The following is a 25,324-nucleotide window of genomic DNA, read 5'->3' as shown; positions in this document are numbered from 1 at the left end:
GGTTCCGGGCTTAACAGGAGGGAAACTTGCATGGCTTCTAAAAGTGAAGAACTGAATTACACGGTTATTTCCGCTTTCAATGATCAGGAAACGAACACAGTGATTGAACCGGGCGAGTTGTACCCTGCGGATCAGAAACGTGCCAACAAACTGAGGGCTGCGGGCGTGATTGCTGAGGATGACGAAGGACAAGCCTTGCCAAAAACATCAAAAGCGGCAGATTCAGATAAGGAAAAAGCAAAGGCTGCTGAGGTTACGGCTACTACGGGCGGTGATCCTGATGCTGACGACACTACGAAGGGCTAAAGGAATGTTGTCCATTCCACTGGATGATATATCCCAGGATTTTTCCTTGCTCACAGCCTTGGGTGCCGCTTCAGAGTGGATAGAGCGGGAATGTAATCGAAGCTTTGAATACAAGACATACCAACAGACGCTGGACGGTCCTGGAACCCAGTTCCTCCGGCTTCGAAACTTCCCTATCCATTCAGTGTCAAAGCTGAGCATTCACGATAAGGAGCAGCAAACCGACTCTTTCAAGATTGAGTCCGAAAACGGGATGTTATTTAAACGCTCTGGTTGGCCCTGTGAGGCGCGTATAATTGATGTGGAATATTTAGCAGGATACATCCTGCCAAGTGATGAGACGGACGCTCCGGCGTCCACATTGCCACAAAAATACGAGCTGGCCTGTGTATTACTTGCCCAAACGCTCATGAGGGAGCAAGGTGTCACTAGTGAGAAGGTCGGAAACATATCCGTAACATACAAGGATGAGGGCCGAAGCCTGCCAGGAGCAGTCAAGGCTCTTATTCAGTTGTGAGGTGGTTGGATGGCTAGGAGAAGTGTAAGGCGTGCCAATGTGCAATACACCGGAGATATGGACTTGTCTTTATTGGTTGATCGGGTCCGACCATTGATGGACCAAGAAGTGGTTATCGGTGTTCAGGGTAATGCGGAGCTGGCTATGATTGCAGCGGTCCATGAATTCGGCTCAGCCAAGATGAATATTCCGGCCCGTTCCTTTATTGGCACAGGGAAAAAGAAGGCTCAGGCGGCTATAGGAAAACTGGTTCGTGCAGGGGTCATTGAAATCGCGCTTGGTAACAAGACGGTTGAATCTCTCTTGCAGGAGATTGGCGAGGTCGGGCAGCAGCGTGTGGTCAAGAACTTTGACCGGATTAAGCAGCCGGGATTATCTGCAATCTATGCCCGTTATAAAAAAGGAAAACGCTTGTTGCAGTCCGACATGGATTTGCGAGATTCTATCGTCTTCCGTGTCCGGGCTAAAGGAGGTTAGATATGAGATTCAACCAAGCGCGTATCCTGCGCAAGTATGAGCGTCCATACACCCTTATCCGAGAAGGTGAGGGGGACTGGAACTCTGTTGGAGTCTATCAACCTCCTGAGACGCAGAGGATTGACCTGAGAGGATCGATACAACCGTTAGGTGATAAGTTGACCCAGACGGACGGCGGACGGTACACAGTGGACGACAGGCTGTTACTGACAACGTTTCAGCATGATGCGGGTGACGTCGTGGAGCATCAAGGCAAACAGTACACCGTGGAAACGGACTCGGATTGGAATCAGTACAGCAACGTTAACGAATATCGGTTAAAGCGGGTGAGCGCTCATGATCCAGTTTGAAGCGATCCGGAAAAGTATGATTGAGGGTTTGTCTGGGGCATTGGGTGTGCGAGTCATTGAGATTGATGGCGTGAACAAGGTTCCGCCTGTCCCGTTCATGACGTATAACTTTTCGGATGAAGGCAGTGTTCGCGGTCACATGGCCGTGACACTTGAAGGCAACAAAATGGTTCATTCAGGAGACGTTCCGCTTAGCGTGACGTTTCAAAGCTATGCCCATGATCGTCTGGGCGCTGTCGTTCTGGCTAACCGGGCGCGAGATTGGTTCCTTACGGCCGGACATCAACTCCTGAAGGATGAGGTCAACACAGTTGTCGTGACGATTGGCGAGTCTGTCAACAATGATGTTCAGCTAGGGACGGAATGGGAGCGCCGTAACGGTTTTGAAATCGAGCTTCGAACCAAAAACGTAATCGAAGAAAACTACATACCGATTGAATCGGTAAATGTGGAAGGAGTTGAGCCACTTGGCTAAAGACGTAAATGTAATTATTGAGATTGAAACACCCACGCCACGCCTGGGGTTTGGTAAGCCGTTGATTCTGGGTTCAGCAGCAACGGGAAAGCCGTACAAAACATACACAGAATTATCAAGTGTCAAGCTGGATTATGCGGAAACGACTGAGGAATATAAGGCGGCATACGCTTTGTTGAATCAAGGTGATGATTCACCAGCGGAAATCGCTATTGCCCGTCAAAAGACCGGCTCTGAGCCAGAAACTATTGCTGATGTACTAGAGAGACTGTGGAAAGAAGACTGGTATTTCCTTATTACCACAACCACACTGCAAGCGGATGTAGACGCTTTTGCGGCAGCCATTGAACAGAACAACTCAAGAGAGTATTTCACACGTTCTTCCACGCTTGCAGATGTTGCCTTGTTGCTGGCTAAAAATTATAGCCGGACAACAGTTTTCTATCATACTGATATTTCTAATTATCCAGAGGCTGCATTGATTGGTCGAGTGGGGTCGGCTCCTGTTGGATCAGTAACCTGGAAGTTCAAATTCTTGCAAGGCATTGTTCCTCTTGATATTACAGATACGGAGTTGCGGGAAATACACGCAGCTGGAGCTATTACGTATGTGACCAAAGCTGGACGGAACCAGACTTCCGAAGGGAAAACTTTGTCTGGTGAGTGGATTGACGTCATTCATGCCAAAGACTACATCAAGGCGAACATAGAGTATGGCATTCAGATTTTGTTTGCTGATACGGACAAGGTTAGCTTTGATAACACAGGAATTGCGCAGCTTGAGAGCGTTACTCGAAATGTGTTGCGACAGGCTTTCCTTCAAAAGATGATTGCACAAGATGATGATGCATTGCCACTGTATGGGACGAATTTTAAAAGACGTTCCGAAGTTGATCCGGCGGATCGCGCCCAACGGAAATATAACGGGGGCGAATTTTGGTTTGAACTGGCGGGTGCGATCCATGAAACAACTATTCGCGGAGTTATCCGCAAGTAAGGAGGTATAGTAGATGAAAACGTATGATCCCAAGGATATTACTGTGACTATCAAAGGTGTGTACTTAACTGGATTCAGTGAGGACATGGTGGAAATCGAGAAAGACGAAGAGAACTTCGAGACCAAAGTTGGTGCGCAAGGGGATGCTCAAAGAAATAAAATCAACAACCCACTAGCTTCGGTTACAATTACGCTTTTGGGAAGTAGCCCACAAATTAAATTCATGAATAATTTGGCGAATACGGGAGAATTATTCCCGTTTTCTTTGATTGATGCGGGTATGGATGAAAACGTCACAGCCACAGAGGCTTACGTCAAAAAGCAACCAACAAGAACATATGGTACTGAACTTGAAGATAGAGAATTCGAATTGCAACTTATCGATGCTCAGTTTGAATAAAAAATATAACAAGAAAAGGATGATTTATCATGTCTAACTTTGCACAAAAAAAATTCACATCTAAAGTAGGGAACGAATTTACTTTTCAGTTTCCTGGTGTTCGCCAAGTAGCCAAAATCGGTGACCGTATTAAGAATAAACATGGTGTTGCTCAGGATGAACGATTAATTGAAGAAATGCTTTCGCATGTTGTCGTTGAACCCAAACAAAAAGTGGATGATTTCAAGGGTCCATCAGGATATAAGGAACTTGTAGAAGTTGTAAGCTCTGCTTACGCTTTTATTACTGGTAACGATGATAAAGATGATCAAGAACAATCTGAAGGTGAATCGGATGCCGCTGAGTAAATCTGAGGCGAGAAAGCGCGCCACGGAAAGATGGCCCTTTTGGCGATTGCTGCTGTCTGATATGAGCATTACCTATAGCGACCTCGACAACATGGATTTTGACGACATAGCTGAGGCAAACGCGGCGTTGGATATTCATATGGAGCACATGGAAAAACAGAATAAGAAGAAGAAATAGCGTCCCATCGGGGCGCTTTTTTCTTTTAAATGGGGTGATTTGAGGTGGCAGGAGGTATCATTGGCAACCTCATGTTTGCCGTGGGATTCAAACTCAATACCAAAGGTTTGGATGAGGGTAACAAGAAAATATCCACTCTGACAAAAGGTGTTGTCGGTTTGGGCGCAGCTGGTGTAGCTGCAATGGCTGGGCTGGGTATTGCTGGCATAGCAGCAGCGACCGAATTTGAAAGATCCATGTCCGACATACAGAGCGCAACGGGTATGGCTGCCGATCAGATGGAGGCGACTAGAGATATCGCCAAGAATCTGTACTCGCAGAACTTTGGTGAGGATTGGAACGATCTTGGTAGTGCGATATCAACTGTTCAACAAGTGACGGGGCAGACAGGTAACGAATTGGAATCGACAACTCAGAGCGCATTGTTGTTACGAGATGCATTTGGGTATGAGATCAACGAGTCCATAAAATCCGTGGATACGATGATGAAACAATTCGGAATCACCTCTGAACAGGCTTACGACTTATTGGCGCAAGGCACACAAAAGGGCTTGAATAAGTCTGATGAACTCATTGATAGCGCGAATGAATACGCCAACCAATTTAAGTCTCTCGGATTCTCTGCTGAAGAAATGTTTGACGTCTTCGCAGCCGGTTCGGCAGAGGGTGTTTTCCAACTGGACAAGGTTGGGGACGCGGTTAAAGAATTTAATATCCGATCCAAGGACGGTAGTAAGGCGTCCGTAGAAGCGTTTGAAATGTTGGGACTCAATGCGGACACGATGATGCATACGTTCGCAAAGGGTGGTCCGCAGGCCAAGGAGGCATTTTCTCAGATATTACAAATGATCTCAGATGTTGAGGACCCTGTTCTCAAGAACCAAATTGGCGTATCCCTTTTGGGTACTCAGTTCGAGGATCTCGAGGCGAATGTTGTTGCGGGGATGGGTAGGTCCACAAGTCAGTTCAATTCAACAGGCGAAGCCATGGCTGAGTTAAACAAGATTAAGTTCGAGAAGCCAGGTGAAGCCTTTGCTATGTTTGGACGGCAGATTGAAACCAGTATCCTGATTCCAATTGGCGAAAAGCTTCTTCCGTATTTCAACCAGTTCGGGCAATGGATGGCGGATCACAAACCACAGATTGAGGCAGTTGGTAACGCGATTGGTGACGGTCTAGGCGCTGCGTTAGATTGGACAGGGGATGCAGTTGCCTTTGTTTATGACAAATTCAATGAATTCATCCCTAAAGTGCTTGAGTTCAAGGATAATGGTGTGGCTGCATTCCAAGATTTCACCGGAGCTATCGAGGATAACAAAGGCACAATCATGACCATAGCTTCAGTGATTACCACAATCTTAATTCCGGCTTTAGTACGTTCTGGGATTCAGGGCACCATCGCTGGAGCTAGGATGGCAGGAGCTTTCATGTTGTCCAAGATCCAGATTGCTGCTAATGCGGCAATTATGACCGGGCAAATGATTGTAGCAATGGTTAGATACGTAGCACAGGGGTGGCTAGCTGTGGCATCAATCACAGCGACCGTAGTAGCATGGACGGCCCAAAAGGTCGCTATGGGCATATCAACAGTTGCGACTTGGGCGTTTACAGCAGCACAATGGGCGCTTAATGCGGCGTTCTGGGCTAATCCAATTACCTGGATTGTTGCGGCGATTATAGCTGTTATTGTTGCTGCCATTGTTATATTTAAGAACTGGGGAGCTATAAGTAGCTGGTTGACCGAAAGATGGCAGGCTCTTAAAGCTGGAACTGTTTCAATATTCCAATCGATTGGGAATTTCATTAAGAACATGTTCACAGGGCTAGTTACGGCTGTAAAGACTAAAGCCACGGCCATGTGGGATGGAATCAAGTCGATATGGGATAGGATTACAGGATTCCTATCTGGGATCAACCTGTTTGATATCGGCCGCAATATCATCGAGGGTATGGTGAACGGTATCGGCAGTATGGCAAACGCCGTGGTCGATAAAGTCAAAGACATCGGTAACAGCATCACCGACAAGATCAAGGGCATTCTGGGTATTCACTCACCATCCAGGGTGATGATGGAAGTCGGATTCTTCACTGGCGAGGGACTTGCGCAAGGGATCGAGGGCACACAAGATCGTGTTTCTGCTGCATCAGCCGATGTCACGGACGAAATTGTTCCGGGTAACACCAAGAAGGCCGCATTGGCACCAGCTAAGAGTCTTGCACCTGCGCGAGCCGCTGCATCAAGTGGTGCTCCAAGCGGATCATTTAATTTTGACATAAAGATTGATTTGAAAGCCGATGGCGCTTCAGCTTCTGTTGCGTCAGATGTAGGCGCTGAAGTTAAACGCCAAGTACAAGCAATCTTGGAAGAGACGCTACGCCGTATGGGCTTACAGGCTCCTGAAATGGAGGGGGCATAATGGCAACGATTGATGGCAAGTATTTGTTGGTAGAACAAGAGAGTCCAACGTTTGATGTAGATATAACCACGCAACCTGTGGAAAAAGATATTGATATGGCCGATCATGTGCAGCGCAAGGCCCGGACAATGGGGATTACAGGACAAGTATCTGGGCCGGGAGCCGCCGCCATGCTTACGTATCTTAAGTCGGTGTCTGACAAGGGGATAATCGTAAAGTATGTTGGCCGTGTGGCGTTCATGGGCACTATCTCCGGTTTGGCAACAGGTCACTCTTACAAAATCGCGGACGGATTCACGATATCATTCACCCTCAATGAGGTCCGAGTTGCGAAGTCTTCTTACGTGGAAAAGTTGCCTACGCCGATCAAGGCTCAGGCAATTAAAATCGTCAATTCAGGCACGAAGCAGAAGAAAGATAAAAGCAAGACGTCCAAGGGAAAGAGTTCTACGGCCAGTTCGAAACCAAAAAAAGATAAGGACAAAAAGACGAAAAAGGAAAAAGAACCAGTGAAGAAGGTTAAATTCAAAGCTGGTAGCCCTTGGGCGTAGGAGGGTCTATGGAATACGTTGATATTGAAAAGGATTTGATTCCCTATCGCTTTGATATCTCACTTGAGGATGAGATTTTCACGTTCGAGGTCCACTATAATGAACAATTTGATTATTTCACGGTGGATCTGGAGAAGGACGGGGAAGTGCTCACCACTGGCGAGAAGTTGGTGTATGGTATGACTTTATTTTATGACGTCATTGATAACCGATTCCCAAGGGTTCCGATCGTTCCATACGATCAATCCGAAACTGAAAGCATTGTTAACTGGCGGACGCTCTCTGAGAGCGTCTTTTTATATTTGATCAACACTGAAGGTGAAGAAGATGAATAAGAATTTTGGCCGTGTGCTTGAGGTCATGACTGAAAATATGAAGTTTTCAATGGCAGATTACAACATCGAAGGAGTGGTTCCGTTTGATAACGATCCACTGCCCAACGAAGCCGAAATAAAAATCTGGAACCTGTCAGATACGACCTTGAACAATATCAAGAGGAACAATGTTTTGATGATCAATGCAGGCTACAAGGGTGACATTGGGGTGATTCTTCACGGCTACATATCCCAAGTTGCCACCGCATGGTCAGGCGTGGACAAAATCACCAATATCAGGGTTTTGGACGGGTACGACTTGTCCAAACGACAGGTTAAAGAAATTGCTTTTGCGAAAAACACTTTGGGCAGCAAGATCATTAAACAAATGGCGGCCTATATCGGTCTTCCAATTGCTCAAATGGATTTAAACCAGGATTACAGATACCAGGACGGATATAGCGCTAAAGGGGCGGTAACGGACATCATATCCAAGGTGTGCAAAGACTGCGGAACGAGTTGCTATATCAACAAAGGTAAGTTGTATGTTCGAAGCCTGCGGCGTGGTGCGGATGATCTGTTTGCACTCAATTCGGATACGGGATTAATCGGTACTCCAGCGGCATTTGAGCAAAGCGGAGCGAAGGGGTATAACTTGTCATCCCAACTACAATATCGAATTACAACCGCTTCGGCCATTGACTTAAAGAGCAGGGCTTGGAATGGTCGTCTGTACGTCCGGAGCGGATCGCATACATTTAGCCGGACGGGAGATTTCAAGACGGACATGGAGGCGGTTATATGAGCAAGTTGGACCCAGCGGCATCAATGGCGACTCTATTGCAGTCTTTAGTTGATAAGGCCATGTCTGATATTCATGTGGGTTTGCCTTGCAGGATTATCACATTTGACGAGTCCTCTTGTACTGCTGATGTTCTGCCTCTGATTAAGACAGGAGAAGATGAACCGGCCATGATCCTGAATGTGCAGGCGCTGGGGCAGAAGCTAAATATTGACGGGGCAAAAAAGGTGTGTAAGCCAGACCTGGCTTCAGGTGATATTGTGTTTGTATCCTTTGCGGATGGCGAGCTCCGGAATACCTTAACTGGTTCTGTGGCTAAGCCCAACACTACACGGTCCCATGACCGAAATGACGCTGTTATCGTGGGGGTGTTTCCATGCAGTCTCTAAAACTTATTGATGGTGATATTCAATTCGAAAACGGAGATTTGTTGCTTGTGGAAGGGACTGAAGAAGTAGCACAGTGCTGTGCGATTACTCTCGGAACCCGAACAGGAGAGTGGTTTTTGAATCCGGAGGTCGGGATAGACTTTGATATGTTTCTAGGGAAGGATTTTCATGAGGAAGCAGCCAGGGACGAATTAATCCGAGCGTTGCTTACAGATGAACGGATCGAGAGCGTTGAGGATGTAACTTTTGAAATTAATCGGCAAGAGCGGACAATGAGCGTTTCGTTCGTGGCTACCGGAACCAATGGTGAGATTGTTCAGCAGGAGGGGGTGGATATCGGTGTTGGATGAAACGGGCTTCAAGAGGAAGCGTTTCGTGGATCTATTCGAAGAAATGGAAGATAAGGCCAAGGAAGCATGGGGCGAAAAAGTGAATACCTCTGAAAAATCGCCGCTGGGTATCATCCTGCGGCTTTTTGCTTGGTTCTTATCTATCGTCCATGCCCTTGCTGAAAATGTGTACTACAGCGGATATGTAAATACAGCAGAAGGTAATAGTTTGGACCGTCTGGGTCCATATGTGGGCGTATCCCGTGTTCTGGACCAATATGCAACTGGAACCGTGACATTGACAGGAACGCCGGGATACACCCAAGCAGAAGGATTCCTGATTGCTACTGAGGGAGATATCCAGTTCGAAACACTTGATCCTGCTGTGTTTGACTCTACAGGCAAAGCGATTGTAGCCATTGAGGCGTTAGAGTCAGGCACAGGTAGCAATGTTGCTGCTGGACAGATTTCCGTGATCGTTAATCCCAACCCAGATGTCACGGCAGTAACCAACGTAACGGCCACGGCAGGCGGACGAGCCAAGCAAACGGACCCTGAGTTTCGGGAGCTGTTCGGACTGTCTGTAGCAGGAGGTGGATCGGCTACAGGGGATAGCATAAGAGGGGCTATCCTGCGTGTGGCTGGTGTACGTGCTGCGGCTGTCATTATTAATAGCTCTAAGGATGTTGATTCCACCGGACGGCCTCCGAAGTCCTATCAGGCCTATGTACTTGGCGGTGAAGACGTGGATATCGCAACGGCCATTCATGGCGTGGGATCAGCCGGAATAGAGTCGTATGGTGACACAACCGTAGTTTTAAAGGATCTGAGCGGGAACGAACAACCTGTTTCATTTTCTCGTGCTGAGGTGGTACCGATCCATATTAAAGCCCACATATATAAATCAGCTGAATATCCGGCAGATGGAGATAAGCAGGTGGTTTCAGCACTCGTGCAGTTTATCGGCGGCGAGGATATGGATGGCACAGTGTATACCGGATTGTCCATGAACGATGACGTTATCTTAATGCGCTTGGCTTCGACCTTATACAAGATTGCAGGGGTTGAAGATGTATCCTTGGAAATGTCACAGGATGGCACAACGTATACAACGGGAAATATTCCAATTGAGTCGTCCCAAGTTGCTCAGACCGAAGCTGGTTGGATTGAGGTGGTTACAGATGATTTCATCAACTGATCTAATCCGGAAGTTAACGGATGTGTTCACGAAGAATCCTGATAGCAATATCGGAAAGCTTCTCCGGATCGTGAGCGAACCAATCAATGATTTAAAAGAGGGATTCGAAAAGATTGAGGACTGGCGCGATATCGATAAGGCCAAGGGAACAACGCTGGATCTGATCGGCGGAAACGTGGGCCAGAAGCGCGGCGCGGCCTCTGACGATGTGTACCGGATCATGATCAAATCCAAAATAGCCCGGAACTTGAGCAAAGGTGACGTTAATACAATCATTCGGGTTATCGCCTTGGCCGTGGGTGCCAGTTATTCGGATATCAAAATAACTCAAAAGTTCCACGATCCACTTGATCCGGAACCGGCTGCAATATCCCTGATGCGTCTTCCGCTTGAACGCTTGGCCTCATCCGGCATTGAGTTGAATCAGTTCGTGCAGATCATAGCCAAGACGGTAGCTGCCGGGGTGAGTGTCCAGAGTATTGAGTTACAGGGCACATTCGAGTTTGGAGGCCTTCCAGAATCTTATGATTCAGCAACGGGGTTTGGTGACGTTAACGATGATTCAATTGGCGGCAGTCTTGGCGCCGTATACCAAGCAGGAACGGAAACGAATTTACCGATTTAGAAAGGGGGCTATAACGTGTCATTTACACAGAAACTGCCTGAATGGAACGCACCTGGGGTGGAACCTTCAGCAACACAGAAACAGACGGGATTTCAGCCAGGCATGAAGCCACCAGCTCAGTGGTTCAACTGGCACCTGAATTGGAGCTACTTGGCTCTGAAAGAGCTTCAGGAGAAAGCGGCTGAAAAAAGCTATGTGGATAATCTGGTTGAAGAGCTTCGAGGGGAAATCGGAGATGCGGATATACCGGATGCATCTCTTACGGTAAAAGGTAAAGTGCAACTATCAAATAAAATTGACGGAGATTCCCAAAGTGTTGCGCCTACTGAAAAGGCTTTAAATGATGCGAGATTAGCAGCACAGATTTATGTAGACGATAAGGCGTGGCAAAAGTTCCCACTTACCCAAGACAACGGAGTTTTGAAAGCTCCGGCTAATGGTGTCAACTTGAACACGTTGACAGGCCCTGGACTATATTATTGCTCTTTGCCAAGCAACTCGCCCACAGACTTACCTTTCAACAACTGGTTTGTTGATGTCAGAGTCCAAAATCCAACTGCTTCGGGTTTGATAATGCAAACAGCCACACAATACAACACATCAACATTTTATGTCAGACAAAAAATAGGTACAACATGGACTGCATGGGTACTACAAACACCAGAAGAAAACCTATGGGGGGCGTTATAGATGGCGGCGGTGACAAAAAGATTAGGTAGAGGTTTGATCGGTACTTCGTCAACGGTAGCCTACACAGTTCCTTCAAACAACTCTAATAATTACACCATAGTAAAGGCATTGACCATTTGTAATAATACTACATCAAACATAACAGTTAGTTTCCTATTTGGAGGCACCTATGTTATTGGTGGACATGTCATAAAAGCAAACGACACAATAACTATCCCTTTTCTTGATCAGGTCCTTCATGCGGGAGAGGCGATAACAGCTACTGCATCTGCTGTTAACGTGAGTTATTACATCAGCGGCAAAGAGGTGACATAATGCCAGGGATAGATAGTTACTCATTGGATAATTACGGATTGGATGGACCTGTAGTTGACCCAGAGGTTTTTAAGAGATTTGCAACGGGCGAAGTGATTCCATCCAGTAGCGCTATACAATTTTCGCACAACTACGGAGCTAGGAATTCAAACCACATAACCGTATCGGGGTTGGGTTTTAGGCCGAACAGAATAATCGTAACTCCTACGGACGCGAGTGCATCCAATTACGGAATGAGGCAGTCCATTTATAATTACGATTCGAGAAAATCCGCACCAGTAGCAAACAGCGGCACGAGTGGGCAAAACTACAATCTTTATGAAGATTTCAACCAAACCGTGTCATCTGTTAATGAGGGAGGATATTTATATTACTGTTATTGGGTATATGAAGTTACTGGAACCCTTACTACCACTAACCAGGCTTATATTAACGATGGTGGTTTTAGATTGCCAGTTAACTGGAGTACAAGCGTGACGTGGGAGGCCTTCCGAGTTTAGAAATTTTTTAGATAGGGAATTAAAAGGGAGGCTGTGACGTTGTGAGCCGGGAAAGCTTGCGACATTAACTCACACCATAAATTAGGAATTACAATATATAGAGATAGGAAAGGGGGTGACAACACAATGCAAACAGGTATGAGAATCATATATGACCAAGATGGGGAGATTGTACTTTCTTTCATGCCAAGTGACGGTTCTCCGCGGAAAGAAATCACAAAATTAGAGCACATTGATTTAAAATATGATGAGATCGATCTTAACATCTATTATATTGAGAAAGTCGATCCAGAAACCAAAAAGCCAGTCATTAAAAGGATTCATCCCGAATTGACTCCAGAAGAGAAAATGAGGGAATTGGAAGATCAAATTTTATTATTAGCCAATGAAAATACAGGAGGGATTTTGTAATGGTGAACGATGTAGTGGTGCGTATTGCGGCGGAAAGAATTTTGAATAAAGGACTAAATCCTAAGACTGGTGAAGTTTACTTGCTTGATGACATCACCAATACCGATTATCGTCAAGCTGTCGAGGATTACATTTTAGAGAAAACTGAAGGAATTTAGCAAGCGTACCCAAGTGGTGCGCTATTTTTTTGCCCTCTGGAGTGGTCAGGGGTCTTTTTCATATTCAGATAGAGACGGGGGAGCAGGATGGAATGGACGGTACTGATCAGTGTAGTCGCCGCTATTAGCGGTCTCATCTTAGGGTGGTCTGGACGTACCAGATCATTTAGACAAGACATTATCCAAGAGGCGGGAGCTGATGCCTTGCAACGCGCAGATGTGGACTACATAAAGCGCGGCGTTGATGATATCCGACTTGAACAAAGGGTTCAGGCGCAGCGTGTAGATGCATTGTCGGAGCGGGTCACGCGGGTTGAGGAATCGGCCAAGCAAGCCCATAAACGGATTGACCGAAAAGAAGATATTGGAGGCGCATAGATTATGCAATGGGAAATTATTCAGGGATTAATTGATGGTAGGCTGCTGATCGTGTTGGCGGCCTGTTGGGTGATTGGGTACGTTCTCAAGCAAACACCAAAGGTACCGGACTGGACGATTATCTTCATCGTTACAGCGGTGGCTATCGCGTTCGTGTTTTTGATCCTTGGACTTACCGTGGAGAGCGTGGTACAAGGCATCCTGGTAGGTGCTGTGGCCGTCTACGGTAATCAATTCATCAAGCAAGCTAAAAAGGGAGCTGGTACAGATGTTTAAAGTATGGATCGATGCAGGACATGGCGGTAAGGACCCCGGAGCAGTCGGAAATGGAGTCCAAGAGAAGGATATTGCACTGAAGGTATCGCTTGGCATCAAGGATCGTTTGGAAGCGGAATATGAGAATGTTCAGGTGTTGCTTTCCAGATCCACGGACGTATTCTTGGAATTGAAGGAGCGGACAAGCAAAGCCAATACTGCGGGTGCTGATATCCTGGTATCCATCCATTGCAACGCTGGTGGGGGCAAGGGCGGGTTTGAATCTTTCCGGTATACTTCGGCATCCCAAAACAGTATCAAGCTTCAAAACGCACTACACAAGGCCATCACAGGCGAGGTTGGGGGTATTGATCGGGGCATTAAGGCCCAGAACTTGCACATGGTACGTGAATCCAAGATGCCTGCCGTATTAACGGAAAATTTGTTTGTTGATGTTGCGGCGGATGCGGATCGTCTCAAGCAGGCCAGTGTGATCAATGCAATCATTGATGGTCATGTACAGGGGATTGCTTCATACCTGGGCCTGAAAAGAAAAGCGGGGGAGGACAAGCCAGTGACACAGGAAAGAGATATCAACGTTCCAAGTAAATGGGCAGAGGTGGTGTGGGCGGATCTAACAGACAAGGGATACTTTGATGGCAGCCGACCAGGTGCGCCGATCACACGCGAGGAAATGGCGGTTGTCGTTAGTCGTTTGCTGAATAACATCAAGAAATAATCCCAATCGCTTGGGAATACAAAAGGCCCTATCAGCACATAGCTGGCAGGGCCTTATTTTTATTTGAACAGCTTTTTGATTACCTTGAAAATATCAAACGAAGTCTTGCGGTACACCTTGTTATAGATAGCTCGTTTCGGATTCCGGAGCCATCCATAACCACGTGGCATTTTGAGTCCGGACCGATGTATGATTTGACGCTTGATACTGGTCCTGGCTGACAGGCGCTTCTTAAGCGATGGCTTCCGGAATCCTAATTTCATAATGAGCCTCCGTTATTTTAAATTATCAATCGCGTATTGAGCTTCTTCCTTCGTGAATTTCTCACCGTATTCTGATGTCAACTGATCGTAGATACCCGAATCTGACATATTCATGCTCTCTGCATAATTCTGCGCTGATTTTAGTGCGTTCTCTTTCCAATCGATCTCAATGTTATCCATAGCGTATTGAGCTGCTTCTTTATCAAACTTCTCTCCGTATTCGGAAGTTAATTGATCGTAGATGCCTGCCTTGGACATGTGCATTGTCTCTGCATAGGTTTGGGCCGATCTTAAAGCGGCTTTATGTTCCCGTGGTACATTATCTTCTTTGGACACTTCTTCTGTTTTTGCTTCATCTTTCTTCGTTTCTTCTGTTGTGGCGACCGTTGTTTCAGCTACAGGAGCTTCCGTTTTAGTTTCTACGGCAGCTGGTGTGCTTGCCGTCTCTGTTCCGCAAGCTGTAAGTGCTGCTGTAAGCATGAGTGCAGAGAGTAGTAATAAAGCTTTCTTCAAGGTGATTCCTCCAATATATGTATTATGGATATAGTCTATCAGACCTAGGAAAATGTTTCTATAATTAATTGAAACAATTTACAAAAATGTCGAATTGCATTACTATAGATATAGAATCCGAAAGCATCGGTAATATGCCTCGTTAGCGCAACAGCTGGCGGGGCATTATTCATGTGGAGGTGTATAGGTTGGTCAAGTACATAATAGGTTTAATTATTGCGGCAGCGGTGGCTTTTGGTGTTTACCAAGTAGAGCCGCGCTCAGAGGTAACGCAAATCGAGCAACAAGCACCAGACTTCACCATTACGTTCCCTTCAGAACGCTATCCCGAAACAGCGCTACACATTAAAGAGGCTGTGGCAGCTGGACACTCAGACACATGTACGATTGATAGAGATGGCGCAGACAATAACCGGGATCTGTCGTTGCGAGGTGTAGACACCAAGAAGGGTTATGATCGTGATGAATGGCCCATGGCGATGTGTGCCGAGGGTGGAGAGGGTGCACACATCAAGCATATAAGCCCAAAAGATAACCGGGGCGCAGGAAGTTGGGTGGGTCACCAACTCAGTGATTATCCGGACGGTGCCCGGATACAGTTCATAATTGAATAGAGAGCAAGGCATTTCTGGTACAACGCTGGAGATGTCTTTTTTTGTTATTGATAAAAGAACGTTTGTTCGCATATAATAAACCCGAGGTGATTGTATGCTTACGGATTATCAACGCAAGGTATTACGGATCTTATATAACTACAAAGGTGTACGGCGTGTATTCCCTACCATACACGATCTGATGAACAAGACAGGTAAGGATCAGCCGGACGTTATGGCGGCTTTGGATGTGCTCATAGCTGAGCGGTACATACAATGGGATGATAAGCCGGACACGGCTAATATCGTCATTCTGGAGGGCTGGGAGCGTGAAGGCGATAAGCCGCAGATACCTAAAGCGCCAGAACGGTCAAACGATGTACGTTATTGGACTGATTATTAAGGAGGGGTTAGCATGAGCATCAAGTTGGCAGGAAACGGATTGTTTGAATCTTCGCGGATGATATTGCCCGAGCACAGGGAAGCATGGTTGGCTCACATCAAGGAGCAGAAAAGACGTGTGAAACCGGAATTAGATGAGCAGGAGATACAACAGATCAGTGTTACATTGGGCGAATCTTATAGCAGTAGTTGCACCGTTGATTTAGTGGTATTCAATCCGTTCGATGATGTGCATGTATCCGGTGTGGTTGTGGGTCTAGACGTTCCTGCACGACGAGTTAAGTTGATGTTAGATGACGATATTCGATATATTCCATTGGCTGAAATTATATCGGCCTCCACATAGCCATTTGTATTTAATTGGCTATGTAATTGCCACTCCATCTATTATAATTGAGTCATTATTAAAGTGGAGGGTTTTAAGTGGGGGTAATTGCTTATATCTTAATCGGCGCGTTTGATGTATTTGCTGTTCTGGCTTTAATGTTAAGGCTTTATCGTTTGCCAGTAAGGGACAGATTATGGGAGAAACTTGTCTTTTCTGTTGTGGCCGCAGTAGCTTCATATTTTATTAGGATTGTAATTGGTTTGCCAATGATAGATACTGCGGTGTTAATGCTCCTGGTTATACTTTTTATGCGTTATGTACTGGAGATCAAGCTATTTTACGCGGCTCTCATATCTAGCGCGGGAATGAGCGCGTATGTTGCTATTCAGTTGGCGTTAGCTATGGGTTACATGGCTATCGGCGGAAATGCCCAAGCAGTCATTGTGGAAACACATGGATACAAGGTGCAATTGCTACAGATCACAGCGATATGCATTGCCTACATTGTCGCATCTATGATGACGCTGTTCCGCTGGGGATTCTCGTTCATACCTTTACCGCCACATGATTTCAATATTGCAGTCAATTATGAGAAAAACAAAGGGCTTTTAATTACTACAATTGGTGGACTAATCTTCGTTTCATTTGCCATGGTGCTATTGCTTAATTACATGATTGTTTTGTTGGTGCCGGCAGCGTTATTGAGTTTCGGTATTTCTTATTACTTCTCAAACCGGAGGGATTTGCAAATTGATTGAAACAATCTCTCGTAAGTATGCTATGTCCATAAAGAGAGCGTATCCACCAGCAAATGCGGAAGTTATTGCCTATGAAGTGGGCCGGAAATTAAATTTTCGTTCCACTATCATTTTAACTCTGATTTTATCCTGGTTCACTGGACATTTAATAGGTTCGATCATTGCGATGAGTACATTTGCATTTGCTCGGAAAATTACTGGCGGTCTACACCTTAATTTGACCATGTGCACCATCGTATCTGTGTCTTTATTTTCCATGGCACCTGTAATTCCCATGAGTATATTCACTGTGGTAATATTAAGCATACTCTTATCCATTTTTTACATGATAATCAATGCCGATTTATCACGTTGGTCAATAGTTATTGTCTGTCTTGCTAACATAAGCATCCTATCAGTTGAGGTTGTATTTGTTTTGGCCGCGCAGATATTACTGGTATGGATGCAACGAATGAAAGGGGGTGCACAGCATGAATGAAAAAAAAGCTAAAATGCTTTCACTAAAAATCGAGAAGGAAGCTGCCGATAATGTAGATAGCATGAAAGTGTTCATCGGCTCACAACCAATGCCGGAGGCGCTTAAAAAGTTGAAAAAGTAGTGTGAATCTATGGATGAACTAAAATACCGTATCGCTGGATCGAGAACAATGAATGACAAAGAGATAGGGGAATATGATTTCTACAGTTTGACTGATCTCTGTTATATTGACATGTTCAGTCCAGTTAAGAATTATTTGGTTCCACATTATCATACAAGCAAAATATCTTTTACAGATGCTCGCAAATATGAGGGCGCTAAACAATTATTCCCCAATCTTGTACAATTAGATAGCGGGTTGCTTGTAAACATGGACCAAGTGGAAAAAATAGAAGAAACAAGATTTGGCCTCATGGCCCATTTTAGTGGTGGCTTGCAGCGGGAAATTGCAAAAAACAAAATCCATATGGAGATTGTCCGAGATAAAATGAGATAAGCCCGATATCCAGTGGATAATCGGGCTTTCTTATATCATAAAACAATTGAGATTGTCAAGAAATTTCGATCCTAGTATAGGTTTATGGGAAGAACATATAAAATGTGACATCCTTCGACATATTCCACAAATTTCATGTGATATGATTTATTTGGAAATCAAGGAAGGAGTGCGGTTTTACCAAACCGACTTCTTGGCGAAAACAAGTGATTACGCGACGCTGTTTAAGAGCAATTTGCTCTTAAATCTCCGAGGAAGGGCGGGGTAAAAACCGCCGTTTACTCGATATTACTGATTTCAATTTTCCATTCATAAAAGGCATCCATAGGACATTTGAATACAAGCGAGGCGATCTTCAAGTCTTCAGGTAGCATCACACGTTCATCTTTACAGAAATGCGATATAACTCTTGGATGCCTACCTACTAAGTCAGCGTATTTCGCTTGCGTCCAGCCTCGTGAATCAATGAAATCACCGAGTAAACACCTCCCACGGGAGACATTCACTTCATCTTTGCTCCTTTATAAATAGCGCTTCAAAAAAATTATAACACGCTTGTACAGCGCTAGTAAAAACAACAAGAGAATTGGACAGGGGGAAGATTTAATGATGAATGATAGAAAACAAACTTACAGTTTAGGTGTATATGATTTGAATTGCGATCCTGATATCACTTACAATGAAATTGTATCGGACATTGATGAAGATTTTGCTAATGCAATGGACGTGTTATCTTGTGTGATGGGTAACGAAAATAAAGCAATTATTAAAGAACTATATGTTATTTATGAACGCAAGTCTTTAATTGTTTCAAAGGCTTACGGACTGGGCGTAAAAGATGGTATGGAGCAGGCAAATGACGGACCACCAAAGACCACATTTAGACCACATAACCATTTCTAATATTGTTAAAAACATTAAGATAGGACAGCTTCAAAAATGCCATACAGTGCTGTTTGATGCTATTCGTAAGATAGGACACCTAAAAAAATCATGGTATACATGAAAGACGGCTTTTTTAATAGGGATACACGGTATTGTGTATAATCCGAATCCGCATTTTAATGGACAAGCTCTATTATTGCATTGCGGGTACAGGTACTTTTTGCACCTGATCGATCGTACCCCCACCCAGGCAGACCTCTCCGTCGTAGAAAACAACGGCTTGTCCTGGTGTAATGGCTTTTTGCTGCTGGTCAAATTGGACATCGACACTTCCATCTTCTTGCCAGGTCAATGTTACACCTTGATCCGGCTGACGATAGCGGAATTTGGCAGTACAACGGTATGGCACATTAGGCATGTGCTCTGCACCAGCAATCCAGTTCACACCCGTTGCGGTTAGACCTGTGGAGTACAGGCTTGCATGGGCATCGCCCTGAACAACAAGCAGTTGATTCTTCTCCAGATTCTTGTCTGCAACGAACCAAGGTTCACCATTGCCGGAACCGCCAATGCCAAGACCTTGGCGCTGTCCAAGTGTGTAGTACATCAGACCGTCATGACGACCTTTGACTTCACCGGTTGCGATATCAACCATGTCTCCGCCTTTGGCAGGCAGATAGTTACTCAGGAACTCTTTGAAATTACGCTCACCGATGAAGCAGACACCTGTGCTGTCTTTTTTCTTGGCAGTATACAAACCAGCCGCTTCTGCGATTTTGCGTACTTCGGGTTTGGGCAGATGACCAATCGGGAACATGGCTTTGGACAGCTGGTTCTGATTGAGTGCGTTAAGGAAATACGTTTGATCCTTATTGTTGTCCACACCACGAAGCAACTTGAGTGTGCCATCTTCCTCAATCAGGCGAGCATAGTGTCCTGTAGCTACATAATCTGCGCCGAGATCCAGAGCTTTGTTCAGGAATTCACCGAATTTGATCTCACGATTACACATGACATCCGGATTTGGCGTGCGACCCGACTTATATTCATCAAGGAAATAGGTAAATACTTTATCAAAATATTCTTTCTCGAAGTTGACAGTGTAGTAAGGAATGCCGATCTGTTCACATACGCGGCGTACATCCTCTGAATCTTCTTCAGCGGTACAGTGGCCGAACTCGTCGGTGTCATCCCAGTTTTTCATGAAAATGCCGATGACATCGTACCCCTGCTCTTTCAGCAGCAGTGCGGTAACGGAAGAATCGACACCTCCGGACATGCCAACGACGACCCGTGTATTTTCAATTGTTTTGGACATCGTTATCACCATTTCTATATATAAATGTGTTTCGTTTCTTATTCTAGCATAACCGGACTCAAGATACGATACACCCGGCCAATTTTGGATAGTGTCCACCACAGGCGCACATTTTGGAATATCGTCAATCTTTCTTTTCCATAAAGCATGCAGATATGTTAACATTAGCTGAGGGTTATGATCGGAATACGGAGGATTAGAAGGTTTATGCTAATCTCAATGCATCTCCGCTGTGGACAGATCGTGAAATAGACGGTCATGGACCATAGGATTAAATATAAAGTTTCCAATCGTTTCTGAAAATTGAAAGAGGTGACTCCTTTGAAAATATCGACAAAAGGCCGTTACGGCCTCACAATCATGATGGAGCTTGCTGCCAGAATAGGCGAAGGCCCTACATCACTTAAAAGCATTGCTGAGCGCAACCAGCTCTCGGAGCATTACTTGGAGCAACTGATTGCTCCACTACGTAATGCAGGACTGGTGAAAAGCATTAGAGGTGCTTACGGCGGTTATATCCTTGCGGGTGATCCTGCAACCGTGACTGCAGGCGATGTAATCCGTGTACTGGAAGGGCCAATCTCTCCAGTAGATTTCACAGAGGAAGATGATCCGGCGAAACGTGATCTGTGGTTGCGTATTCGTGACGGGATTGCGGAAGTATTGGATTCCACAACACTGAAAGACCTGATTACCTTCCAGGATCAGGACAAAAAAGATAGCTATATGTTCTACATTTAAGGTCACTAATTCGCATCACACAAGACACAATAAAGCCCCCAACTTGGGGGCTTTAGACATGCAAATGGGTACTTTGTTCTTCAATTTCTACAGATCATTTTAATTGAGCAGGGCTATGTATTCAGCCGCGGGATTTACAAGATGGTCAAGTGTGAACTTAACTGGATCACTTGTGAATCAGCGACTTTTTAAGGTTTCTATATCAGCTTCCATGCGTAACTGACGGCGATTCAAAATATCAATACTGTGCTGATGGGTATTCAATTCGGTAGTTACTTTGCGTTCAGAGGCGGATTGGGAAGCGTCAAGACGTTTCGTAACTGTCAATGTTTCCAGAACAGCTTGTTGAAGAAGCGGAATGTTTTTAGTTTGTTCCTCTATGGTGTCCAATCTGCTTTCCATGGTATTCAGTCTGTCTTCCATCTTTTCAAGACGTACGTCGATACTGTCGAATCGTTTGTCCATTTGTTGAAGCTGATTCAGAATCTGCCCGAGAATGGGATCACTCATGTCTCTCTCTCCTTTTTGAAATGGATATATAACATTATACACGAAGATGTGACAATAGAGCATCCGTTTCAGTTTCCAATTTTGACAGTCTGCCATGAGATAGAAATCTAACATATAACGGGGTGAAGATAAATGAAACGAATTTATTTGGATCACGCCGCATCGACACCTATGCATCCACAAGTCGCAGAAGCGATGATGAACGTCATGACAGGACAATTTGGCAATGCATCAAGTATCCATGCCTTTGGGCGTGAGGCCAAACGGACTGTCAGCGGAGCAAGGGATGTCATTGCGGCGTCTTTGGGCTGTTTCCCGGACGAATTGGTATTCACCGGAGGCGGCACGGAGAGCGACAATCTGGCAATCTTTGGAGCAGTCTCATCCAGGCAGGATAAGGGGAAACACGTCATTACAACCGCAATTGAGCACCACGCTGTCTTGCATACGTGTCAGGAATTGGAGCGGCAAGGTTATGAAGTGACCTATCTATCTGTGGATCGTCATGGACGAATAAATCTGGATGAGTTGCAAGAGGCCATTCGGCCGGATACGGTGCTGATTACCATGATGTATGCCAACAATGAAGTGGGCACCATTCAGCCGATTCGCGAGGTAGGTGAGCTTGCCCGTCAGCATAATATCCTTTTCCATACCGATGCGGTTCAGGCTCTGGGCAGCCAGAATATTTCCTGTAAGGAACTGCCTGTGGATCTGATCAGCTTCTCTGCGCATAAAATCAACGGACCTCAGGGCGTGGGTGCACTCTATGTACGGCGAGGAATTGTGCTGGAAGCAAGAGCTCACGGTGGGTTGCAAGAGCGTCAGCGTCGGGCTGGTACGGAAAATATCGCAGGTATTACCGGATTTGCAGAGGCTCTCAAGATTGCATCAGCACAGACGGAGGCGCATCGTCAGCATGATTCGGAATTGCGTAAACTTTTGTTGGAACAGCTTGAAATTCATGTGGGTACGGAGCACTTTCACGTGAATGGACACTTGGAGCATACGCTGCCAAACATCCTGAATATCAGCTTTCCGGAAGTGTCCACAGAGACGATGTTAATGAATCTGGATATGGAAGGGATTGCTGTTGCAAGCGGTTCTGCCTGCACTTCCGGTTCACTCGAAGTCTCTCATGTGCTCAAAGCGATGAAATTGCCTGAAACATTTTTACACTCTGCGATTCGATTTAGCTGGGGATTGGGTAATACTACGGAAGAAATCATGATAACCGCCGAAAAAATTGGAACCATTCTTGGACGACTGCGTAATAGACCCTAAGGGGAACTTTACACATGGAACAGAAGGAGGGAAGAAGTTCCATTTCATCGGTTGGATAGAAGCGGTTTTGATGATCGGCGTCTGATTGCCACTCATCAACTTTGGGCATACCTAGCAATAGCGCCGCGCCTATTTAATGATAAGAAGATGAGGGGGACCCAGCGATGAAGCTTCAGGAAATGATCGGACTTGCCGTTTTTGATGTTGAGGACGGGAAGCAGGTCGGTAAAATCCAGGATTTCATTGTGAATGATGATTGGGAGATCGAAGGCATTGAGCTTGAGAACAAAGGTCTGTTTACCAATCATGTCAAAATCGTGCAGTGGCAAGATATCGTTGCCTACGGCGAAGATGCCGTCATGATCCGTAATCAACAGGCTGTCCGCAAGACGGGAGCCGACGACATAAAATACACGTACCTCCTCGGTCGGTCTAAATTGAAGGAGATGTCCGTGCTCACCGAAGAAGGTTTGCTGCTTGGGCGTGTCTCCGATGTTTATTTTGACCAAGAGTTGGGAAATACAATAATAGGGATTGAAATTACGGACGGTTTTGTGTCCGATCTGATCGAGGGCCGCAAATGGCTGCCATGTACAAGCGATATGTCCATCGGGGAAAGTGCCATTATGGTGCCGTCTCTGAGTGAACAACGCTTGGAAAATGCCATTCATTCTGTTAATGGATAGGTGAATGAATATGAAATGTCCAAACTGTAGTTCCAAAGATATCGGGAAAATTGGTTCCCACCAGTTTTATTGCTGGGGATGCTTTATCGAATTAACGGTGAACGGTGAGAAAATGTCTGTATATCAGGTGGAAGAAGACGGTACGCTGAGTTCCCTGGATGATCTGTTTTTCGGGGACGAGCTGCCACAAGACTTCCCTCATCTTCACGCTTCTTCTTAATAAGCAGAATAACTTCCTCTATATGCGGTTTCATGACAATGTCTGTCATGGGAGGCTGTCGTTAATTGTTGGCAGATGTATATAGATGCGGTTACATAGTGGTTCGGCTGGTGTATGTATGATTATATGCTAACCCGTACTGCAAAATGCGCTTCCTTCTCTAATGAAGGAGGCGTTTTTTGGGTTCAAGAAAAAAATGTTCGGATTGCTCCTTTCCACTTCTGCGCTGTGTTAATAAATATTACCTTTCCTACATATACTGACTCTCAGAGCCAGTCCAAAAGGAGAGATGCAAGTGGAGCAATTAACCAAAAACAAGCTGTTCCGTTACGCCATCTGGCTACTGCTCGGATTAATTATTTTATATTTTATCTGGCTGCTGCGGCCTTTACTGCTTAACATATATGCGTTCCTGAAAACAGTGCTGGCACCCTTTATCGTAGCCCTTATCATATCCTATGTACTTAATCCGATTGTCAGCATGCTGGGAGGGCGCAAGGTGCCGCGTACGATTGCGGTACTACTCATATATGCCTTTTTCCTGACCTGCCTCGGTGTCATTCTGATGAATGTCATTCCGGTATTGATTGAACAGCTGGGAGAACTCAACGAGCATATGCCGGAACTGTCCATGCGTGCCCAGAGCCTGATGAACAATATGGATCACAAATTAATGCCGCCAAGTGTGCGAACAGGCATGAACAGCTGGTTTTTTCAGATGGAGGATCGACTAACTCAGGGGATTACCGTGCTCATGGACAATATCGGGGCGACCATTAATGTGTTATTCAATGTGTTTATCGTGCCATTTCTGATCTTTTATATGTTAAAAGACTTTGAGGTGTTTGAGCGCACCATTGTGGCGTATCTTCCGCGTTCACGTCGTAAAGCGATTGTCTCGGTGATGAAAGAGATTGATACTGCACTGGGAAACTACATTCGGGGACAGTTTATTGTCTGTGTCATTATTGGTATCTTTGCCTACATTGGTTATATCATCATTGATATGCCGTATGCCCTGCTACTTGCAAGCATTGTAGCTGTGTTTAACATTGTGCCCTACTTGGGGCCGTTCCTTGGAGCTGCTCCTGCTGTGGTCATGGCATCAACCGTATCGTTTAAAATGGTACTACTTGTTGCCATTGTGAACACACTGTGCCAGGTGTTGGAGAGTAACGTTATTTCTCCTCAGGTGGTGGGACGTACGTTGCATCTGCATCCACTGTCGATTATATTTGCACTGCTCGTCGGAGGTGAATTGGCAGGCATTGTAGGTTTAATTTTGGCAGTACCTGTTTTTGCCGTGCTGAAGGTGATTGTGCAACACTTTTTCGCCTATTACATCAAACGAAGGACCGACTAAATAGCAGGGTTAAAACATCAACGAGGCCGCGTTGACACCCGCTTGTGCTACCGATATAATGAGTGTGTATGTTGAGAACATGAAATCGATGATGAAATAAAGTACGCCGAGGGTTCCTTTCCTCAGAGAATAGACTTCATCGGATCAGGGTGAGCCTGAACTGATGGCTGGAAGAGTCTTGAAAGATGAAGCGGCGGAAAGCTAATTTCGGAGTGCAGGACAACCCTGCCGGGAGCGACCGTTATTTCGCATGAACGAGGAGATTGTTTGTTTGTCCGGGCAGCAAGGGATAAACAGCAATAACCAGGGTGGTACCGCGATAACATCGTCCCTGATTATTCAGGGGCGTTTTTTGTGTTTATTTTTAC

At 45.5% G+C, this 25,324-nt stretch carries 41 protein-coding genes; 37 read left to right on the top strand and 4 right to left on the bottom strand.

Features of this window, described 5'->3' with window-relative positions; all coding sequences use genetic code 11:
* The first annotated feature begins 30 nt into the window (after positions 1 to 30).
* The 24 genes from MHH92_RS23490 to MHH92_RS23375 all read left to right on the top strand — a co-directional run bounded on the left by MHH92_RS23490 (position 31) and on the right by MHH92_RS23375 (position 14,118).
* Positions 31 to 306 carry a hypothetical protein gene (locus MHH92_RS23490; protein WP_340906712.1) on the top strand — a complete coding sequence of 92 codons (276 nt, stop codon included), beginning with the start codon at positions 31 to 33 and terminating at the stop codon, positions 304 to 306.
* Positions 281 to 823 (top strand): hypothetical protein, encoded by a 543-nt coding sequence (locus MHH92_RS23485; protein ID WP_340906711.1) that lies wholly within the window; start codon positions 281 to 283, stop codon positions 821 to 823. Before MHH92_RS23490 ends, MHH92_RS23485 begins: the two co-directional genes overlap by 26 nt.
* A gap of 9 nt (positions 824 to 832) precedes the next feature.
* Entirely contained in the window at positions 833 to 1,300 is a 468-nt protein-coding gene (locus MHH92_RS23480) for a hypothetical protein (protein ID WP_340906709.1), read from the top strand.
* A 2-nt stretch (positions 1,301 to 1,302) separates the two neighbouring features.
* The gene (locus MHH92_RS23475; protein WP_340906706.1) at positions 1,303 to 1,650 is read left to right on the top strand and encodes a hypothetical protein; all 348 of its coding nucleotides are present in this window, start codon (positions 1,303 to 1,305) and stop codon (positions 1,648 to 1,650) included.
* The gene (locus MHH92_RS23470) at positions 1,637 to 2,125 is read left to right on the top strand and encodes a phage neck terminator protein (RefSeq protein WP_340906704.1); all 489 of its coding nucleotides are present in this window, start codon (positions 1,637 to 1,639) and stop codon (positions 2,123 to 2,125) included. Before MHH92_RS23475 ends, MHH92_RS23470 begins: the two co-directional genes overlap by 14 nt.
* Positions 2,118 to 3,122, top strand: coding sequence for a DUF3383 family protein (locus MHH92_RS23465; RefSeq protein ID WP_340906703.1), 1,005 nt, complete (start codon positions 2,118 to 2,120; stop codon positions 3,120 to 3,122). The genes MHH92_RS23470 and MHH92_RS23465 overlap by 8 nt, the downstream gene beginning before the upstream one ends.
* A 13-nt stretch (positions 3,123 to 3,135) precedes the next feature.
* Positions 3,136 to 3,522: a phage structural protein gene (locus MHH92_RS23460; protein ID WP_340906702.1), complete on the top strand. Its 387-nt coding sequence runs from the start codon at positions 3,136 to 3,138 to the stop codon at positions 3,520 to 3,522.
* Positions 3,523 to 3,551: 29 nt separating this feature from the next.
* Positions 3,552 to 3,869: a hypothetical protein gene (locus MHH92_RS23455; protein WP_340906700.1), complete on the top strand. Its 318-nt coding sequence runs from the start codon at positions 3,552 to 3,554 to the stop codon at positions 3,867 to 3,869.
* Positions 3,856 to 4,047, top strand: coding sequence for a hypothetical protein (locus tag MHH92_RS23450; RefSeq protein WP_340906699.1), 192 nt, complete (start codon positions 3,856 to 3,858; stop codon positions 4,045 to 4,047). The genes MHH92_RS23455 and MHH92_RS23450 overlap by 14 nt, the downstream gene beginning before the upstream one ends.
* A 44-nt stretch (positions 4,048 to 4,091) precedes the next feature.
* Complete coding sequence (locus tag MHH92_RS23445; RefSeq protein WP_340906697.1) at positions 4,092 to 6,464, top strand: phage tail tape measure protein; 2,373 nt, start codon at positions 4,092 to 4,094, stop codon at positions 6,462 to 6,464.
* A complete protein-coding gene (locus tag MHH92_RS23440) occupies positions 6,464 to 7,015 on the top strand; it encodes a phage baseplate protein (protein ID WP_340906696.1) in 552 nt (183 codons plus the stop codon). Before MHH92_RS23445 ends, MHH92_RS23440 begins: the two co-directional genes overlap by 1 nt.
* An 8-nt stretch (positions 7,016 to 7,023) precedes the next feature.
* On the top strand, positions 7,024 to 7,350 hold the full coding sequence (locus MHH92_RS23435) for a phage baseplate plug family protein (protein ID WP_340906695.1): 327 nt from the start codon (positions 7,024 to 7,026) through the stop codon (positions 7,348 to 7,350).
* Positions 7,343 to 8,134: a phage protein gene (locus tag MHH92_RS23430; protein WP_340906694.1), complete on the top strand. Its 792-nt coding sequence runs from the start codon at positions 7,343 to 7,345 to the stop codon at positions 8,132 to 8,134. The genes MHH92_RS23435 and MHH92_RS23430 overlap by 8 nt, the downstream gene beginning before the upstream one ends.
* Complete coding sequence (locus tag MHH92_RS23425) at positions 8,131 to 8,520, top strand: Gp138 family membrane-puncturing spike protein (protein WP_340906693.1); 390 nt, start codon at positions 8,131 to 8,133, stop codon at positions 8,518 to 8,520. The genes MHH92_RS23430 and MHH92_RS23425 overlap by 4 nt, the downstream gene beginning before the upstream one ends.
* The gene (locus MHH92_RS23420) at positions 8,508 to 8,870 is read left to right on the top strand and encodes a DUF2634 domain-containing protein (protein WP_340906692.1); all 363 of its coding nucleotides are present in this window, start codon (positions 8,508 to 8,510) and stop codon (positions 8,868 to 8,870) included. Before MHH92_RS23425 ends, MHH92_RS23420 begins: the two co-directional genes overlap by 13 nt.
* A complete protein-coding gene (locus MHH92_RS23415; protein WP_340906691.1) occupies positions 8,860 to 10,047 on the top strand; it encodes a baseplate J/gp47 family protein in 1,188 nt (395 codons plus the stop codon). The genes MHH92_RS23420 and MHH92_RS23415 overlap by 11 nt, the downstream gene beginning before the upstream one ends.
* On the top strand, positions 10,031 to 10,672 hold the full coding sequence (locus MHH92_RS23410) for a hypothetical protein (RefSeq protein ID WP_340906689.1): 642 nt from the start codon (positions 10,031 to 10,033) through the stop codon (positions 10,670 to 10,672). Before MHH92_RS23415 ends, MHH92_RS23410 begins: the two co-directional genes overlap by 17 nt.
* 15 nt (positions 10,673 to 10,687) lie before the next feature.
* Entirely contained in the window at positions 10,688 to 11,362 is a 675-nt protein-coding gene (locus tag MHH92_RS23405; protein ID WP_340906688.1) for a tail fiber protein, read from the top strand.
* Positions 11,363 to 11,677, top strand: coding sequence for a hypothetical protein (locus MHH92_RS23400; RefSeq protein WP_340906687.1), 315 nt, complete (start codon positions 11,363 to 11,365; stop codon positions 11,675 to 11,677).
* Between the two features lie 626 nt (positions 11,678 to 12,303).
* A complete protein-coding gene (locus MHH92_RS23395; protein ID WP_340906685.1) occupies positions 12,304 to 12,588 on the top strand; it encodes a hypothetical protein in 285 nt (94 codons plus the stop codon).
* On the top strand, positions 12,588 to 12,746 hold the full coding sequence (locus tag MHH92_RS23390; protein ID WP_340906684.1) for a hypothetical protein: 159 nt from the start codon (positions 12,588 to 12,590) through the stop codon (positions 12,744 to 12,746). The genes MHH92_RS23395 and MHH92_RS23390 overlap by 1 nt, the downstream gene beginning before the upstream one ends.
* 87 nt (positions 12,747 to 12,833) lie before the next feature.
* Positions 12,834 to 13,124 carry a hypothetical protein gene (locus tag MHH92_RS23385; RefSeq protein WP_340906683.1) on the top strand — a complete coding sequence of 97 codons (291 nt, stop codon included), beginning with the start codon at positions 12,834 to 12,836 and terminating at the stop codon, positions 13,122 to 13,124.
* A gap of 3 nt (positions 13,125 to 13,127) precedes the next feature.
* Positions 13,128 to 13,400 (top strand): phage holin family protein, encoded by a 273-nt coding sequence (locus MHH92_RS23380; RefSeq protein WP_340906681.1) that lies wholly within the window; start codon positions 13,128 to 13,130, stop codon positions 13,398 to 13,400.
* Positions 13,393 to 14,118 (top strand): N-acetylmuramoyl-L-alanine amidase, encoded by a 726-nt coding sequence (locus tag MHH92_RS23375; RefSeq protein ID WP_340906680.1) that lies wholly within the window; start codon positions 13,393 to 13,395, stop codon positions 14,116 to 14,118. Before MHH92_RS23380 ends, MHH92_RS23375 begins: the two co-directional genes overlap by 8 nt.
* Positions 14,119 to 14,177: 59 nt before the next feature.
* Here MHH92_RS23375 and MHH92_RS23370 read toward each other — a convergent pair whose 3' ends face one another.
* Both MHH92_RS23370 and MHH92_RS23365 read right to left on the bottom strand, forming a co-directional pair.
* Positions 14,178 to 14,381, bottom strand: a complete 204-nt coding sequence (locus tag MHH92_RS23370; RefSeq protein ID WP_340906678.1) for a hypothetical protein — start codon at positions 14,379 to 14,381, stop codon at positions 14,178 to 14,180.
* Between the two features lie 12 nt (positions 14,382 to 14,393).
* Positions 14,394 to 14,894: an Ltp family lipoprotein gene (locus tag MHH92_RS23365; protein WP_340906677.1), complete on the bottom strand. Its 501-nt coding sequence runs from the start codon at positions 14,892 to 14,894 to the stop codon at positions 14,394 to 14,396.
* A gap of 179 nt (positions 14,895 to 15,073) precedes the next feature.
* Here MHH92_RS23365 and MHH92_RS23360 point away from each other — a divergent pair, with 179 nt between their 5' ends.
* From MHH92_RS23360 to MHH92_RS23325, 8 genes are all read left to right on the top strand, one after another.
* Positions 15,074 to 15,508: a hypothetical protein gene (locus MHH92_RS23360; RefSeq protein WP_445744715.1), complete on the top strand. Its 435-nt coding sequence runs from the start codon at positions 15,074 to 15,076 to the stop codon at positions 15,506 to 15,508.
* 94 nt (positions 15,509 to 15,602) lie between these two features.
* Complete coding sequence (locus tag MHH92_RS23355; RefSeq protein WP_340906674.1) at positions 15,603 to 15,890, top strand: hypothetical protein; 288 nt, start codon at positions 15,603 to 15,605, stop codon at positions 15,888 to 15,890.
* Between the two features lie 12 nt (positions 15,891 to 15,902).
* Positions 15,903 to 16,235, top strand: coding sequence for a YolD-like family protein (locus MHH92_RS23350; RefSeq protein ID WP_340906673.1), 333 nt, complete (start codon positions 15,903 to 15,905; stop codon positions 16,233 to 16,235).
* A gap of 77 nt (positions 16,236 to 16,312) precedes the next feature.
* Entirely contained in the window at positions 16,313 to 16,975 is a 663-nt protein-coding gene (locus MHH92_RS23345; protein WP_340906672.1) for a hypothetical protein, read from the top strand.
* Positions 16,968 to 17,453, top strand: a complete 486-nt coding sequence (locus MHH92_RS23340; protein ID WP_340906671.1) for an accessory gene regulator B family protein — start codon at positions 16,968 to 16,970, stop codon at positions 17,451 to 17,453. The genes MHH92_RS23345 and MHH92_RS23340 overlap by 8 nt, the downstream gene beginning before the upstream one ends.
* The gene (locus tag MHH92_RS23335) at positions 17,446 to 17,574 is read left to right on the top strand and encodes a hypothetical protein (RefSeq protein WP_340906669.1); all 129 of its coding nucleotides are present in this window, start codon (positions 17,446 to 17,448) and stop codon (positions 17,572 to 17,574) included. Before MHH92_RS23340 ends, MHH92_RS23335 begins: the two co-directional genes overlap by 8 nt.
* A gap of 9 nt (positions 17,575 to 17,583) precedes the next feature.
* The gene (locus tag MHH92_RS23330; RefSeq protein ID WP_340906667.1) at positions 17,584 to 17,949 is read left to right on the top strand and encodes a dipeptidyl aminopeptidase; all 366 of its coding nucleotides are present in this window, start codon (positions 17,584 to 17,586) and stop codon (positions 17,947 to 17,949) included.
* Between the two features lie 606 nt (positions 17,950 to 18,555).
* Positions 18,556 to 18,852 (top strand): hypothetical protein, encoded by a 297-nt coding sequence (locus tag MHH92_RS23325; RefSeq protein WP_340906666.1) that lies wholly within the window; start codon positions 18,556 to 18,558, stop codon positions 18,850 to 18,852.
* A 175-nt stretch (positions 18,853 to 19,027) separates the two neighbouring features.
* On the opposite strand, the gene mnmA is transcribed toward MHH92_RS23325, so the two are convergent.
* Positions 19,028 to 20,152: a tRNA 2-thiouridine(34) synthase MnmA gene (gene mnmA, locus MHH92_RS23320; protein ID WP_036616942.1), complete on the bottom strand. Its 1,125-nt coding sequence runs from the start codon at positions 20,150 to 20,152 to the stop codon at positions 19,028 to 19,030.
* Positions 20,153 to 20,473: 321 nt separating this feature from the next.
* Between mnmA and cymR the strand changes: the two genes are divergently transcribed.
* Positions 20,474 to 20,893 (top strand): cysteine metabolism transcriptional regulator CymR, encoded by a 420-nt coding sequence (cymR, locus tag MHH92_RS23315; RefSeq protein ID WP_017686811.1) that lies wholly within the window; start codon positions 20,474 to 20,476, stop codon positions 20,891 to 20,893.
* A 177-nt stretch (positions 20,894 to 21,070) separates the two neighbouring features.
* On the opposite strand, the gene MHH92_RS23310 is transcribed toward cymR, so the two are convergent.
* Positions 21,071 to 21,403: a hypothetical protein gene (locus MHH92_RS23310; protein ID WP_340014162.1), complete on the bottom strand. Its 333-nt coding sequence runs from the start codon at positions 21,401 to 21,403 to the stop codon at positions 21,071 to 21,073.
* 132 nt (positions 21,404 to 21,535) lie between these two features.
* Here MHH92_RS23310 and MHH92_RS23305 point away from each other — a divergent pair, with 132 nt between their 5' ends.
* The 4 genes from MHH92_RS23305 (at position 21,536) to MHH92_RS23290 (ending at position 24,956) form a co-directional block, all read left to right on the top strand.
* On the top strand, positions 21,536 to 22,687 hold the full coding sequence (locus tag MHH92_RS23305) for a cysteine desulfurase family protein (protein ID WP_340906663.1): 1,152 nt from the start codon (positions 21,536 to 21,538) through the stop codon (positions 22,685 to 22,687).
* Between the two features lie 164 nt (positions 22,688 to 22,851).
* On the top strand, positions 22,852 to 23,373 hold the full coding sequence (locus tag MHH92_RS23300; protein WP_017686814.1) for a PRC-barrel domain-containing protein: 522 nt from the start codon (positions 22,852 to 22,854) through the stop codon (positions 23,371 to 23,373).
* Positions 23,374 to 23,383: 10 nt separating this feature from the next.
* Positions 23,384 to 23,593, top strand: coding sequence for a hypothetical protein (locus MHH92_RS23295; protein ID WP_017686815.1), 210 nt, complete (start codon positions 23,384 to 23,386; stop codon positions 23,591 to 23,593).
* A 295-nt stretch (positions 23,594 to 23,888) separates the two neighbouring features.
* Entirely contained in the window at positions 23,889 to 24,956 is a 1,068-nt protein-coding gene (locus MHH92_RS23290; protein WP_340906658.1) for an AI-2E family transporter, read from the top strand.
* Positions 24,957 to 25,324: the final 368 nt, after the last annotated feature.

The organism is Paenibacillus sp. FSL M7-1414, assembly GCF_038003195.1.
GTDB lineage: Bacteria > Bacillota > Bacilli > Paenibacillales > Paenibacillaceae > Paenibacillus > Paenibacillus amylolyticus.
Note: the sequence above shows the minus strand (reverse complement) of the source record. Positions and strands in the feature narration are given on the sequence as shown.

Bases quoted from the DNA above. Each gene is read 5' to 3' on its own strand.
- MHH92_RS23490 (WP_340906712.1), top strand. From the start codon at position 31: ATGGCTTCTAAAAGTGAAGAACTGAATTACACGGTTATTTCCGCTTTC.
- MHH92_RS23485 (WP_340906711.1), top strand. From the start codon at position 281: ATGCTGACGACACTACGAAGGGCTAAAGGAATGTTGTCCATTCCACTG.
- MHH92_RS23480 (WP_340906709.1), top strand. From the start codon at position 833: ATGGCTAGGAGAAGTGTAAGGCGTGCCAATGTGCAATACACCGGAGAT.
- MHH92_RS23475 (WP_340906706.1), top strand. From the start codon at position 1,303: ATGAGATTCAACCAAGCGCGTATCCTGCGCAAGTATGAGCGTCCATAC.
- MHH92_RS23470 (WP_340906704.1), top strand. From the start codon at position 1,637: ATGATCCAGTTTGAAGCGATCCGGAAAAGTATGATTGAGGGTTTGTCT.
- MHH92_RS23460 (WP_340906702.1), top strand. From the start codon at position 3,136: ATGAAAACGTATGATCCCAAGGATATTACTGTGACTATCAAAGGTGTG.
- MHH92_RS23455 (WP_340906700.1), top strand. From the start codon at position 3,552: ATGTCTAACTTTGCACAAAAAAAATTCACATCTAAAGTAGGGAACGAA.
- MHH92_RS23450 (WP_340906699.1), top strand. From the start codon at position 3,856: ATGCCGCTGAGTAAATCTGAGGCGAGAAAGCGCGCCACGGAAAGATGG.
- MHH92_RS23440 (WP_340906696.1), top strand. From the start codon at position 6,464: ATGGCAACGATTGATGGCAAGTATTTGTTGGTAGAACAAGAGAGTCCA.
- MHH92_RS23435 (WP_340906695.1), top strand. From the start codon at position 7,024: ATGGAATACGTTGATATTGAAAAGGATTTGATTCCCTATCGCTTTGAT.
- MHH92_RS23430 (WP_340906694.1), top strand. From the start codon at position 7,343: ATGAATAAGAATTTTGGCCGTGTGCTTGAGGTCATGACTGAAAATATG.
- MHH92_RS23425 (WP_340906693.1), top strand. From the start codon at position 8,131: ATGAGCAAGTTGGACCCAGCGGCATCAATGGCGACTCTATTGCAGTCT.
- MHH92_RS23420 (WP_340906692.1), top strand. From the start codon at position 8,508: ATGCAGTCTCTAAAACTTATTGATGGTGATATTCAATTCGAAAACGGA.
- MHH92_RS23410 (WP_340906689.1), top strand. From the start codon at position 10,031: ATGATTTCATCAACTGATCTAATCCGGAAGTTAACGGATGTGTTCACG.
- MHH92_RS23400 (WP_340906687.1), top strand. From the start codon at position 11,363: ATGGCGGCGGTGACAAAAAGATTAGGTAGAGGTTTGATCGGTACTTCG.
- MHH92_RS23395 (WP_340906685.1), top strand. From the start codon at position 12,304: ATGCAAACAGGTATGAGAATCATATATGACCAAGATGGGGAGATTGTA.
- MHH92_RS23390 (WP_340906684.1), top strand. From the start codon at position 12,588: ATGGTGAACGATGTAGTGGTGCGTATTGCGGCGGAAAGAATTTTGAAT.
- MHH92_RS23385 (WP_340906683.1), top strand. From the start codon at position 12,834: ATGGAATGGACGGTACTGATCAGTGTAGTCGCCGCTATTAGCGGTCTC.
- MHH92_RS23380 (WP_340906681.1), top strand. From the start codon at position 13,128: ATGCAATGGGAAATTATTCAGGGATTAATTGATGGTAGGCTGCTGATC.
- MHH92_RS23375 (WP_340906680.1), top strand. From the start codon at position 13,393: ATGTTTAAAGTATGGATCGATGCAGGACATGGCGGTAAGGACCCCGGA.
- MHH92_RS23370 (WP_340906678.1), bottom strand. From the start codon at position 14,381: ATGAAATTAGGATTCCGGAAGCCATCGCTTAAGAAGCGCCTGTCAGCC.
- MHH92_RS23355 (WP_340906674.1), top strand. From the start codon at position 15,603: ATGCTTACGGATTATCAACGCAAGGTATTACGGATCTTATATAACTAC.
- MHH92_RS23350 (WP_340906673.1), top strand. From the start codon at position 15,903: ATGAGCATCAAGTTGGCAGGAAACGGATTGTTTGAATCTTCGCGGATG.
- MHH92_RS23335 (WP_340906669.1), top strand. From the start codon at position 17,446: ATGAATGAAAAAAAAGCTAAAATGCTTTCACTAAAAATCGAGAAGGAA.
- MHH92_RS23330 (WP_340906667.1), top strand. From the start codon at position 17,584: ATGGATGAACTAAAATACCGTATCGCTGGATCGAGAACAATGAATGAC.
- MHH92_RS23325 (WP_340906666.1), top strand. From the start codon at position 18,556: ATGATGAATGATAGAAAACAAACTTACAGTTTAGGTGTATATGATTTG.
- mnmA (WP_036616942.1), bottom strand. From the start codon at position 20,152: ATGTCCAAAACAATTGAAAATACACGGGTCGTCGTTGGCATGTCCGGA.
- MHH92_RS23310 (WP_340014162.1), bottom strand. From the start codon at position 21,403: ATGAGTGATCCCATTCTCGGGCAGATTCTGAATCAGCTTCAACAAATG.
- MHH92_RS23305 (WP_340906663.1), top strand. From the start codon at position 21,536: ATGAAACGAATTTATTTGGATCACGCCGCATCGACACCTATGCATCCA.
- MHH92_RS23300 (WP_017686814.1), top strand. From the start codon at position 22,852: ATGAAGCTTCAGGAAATGATCGGACTTGCCGTTTTTGATGTTGAGGAC.
- MHH92_RS23295 (WP_017686815.1), top strand. From the start codon at position 23,384: ATGAAATGTCCAAACTGTAGTTCCAAAGATATCGGGAAAATTGGTTCC.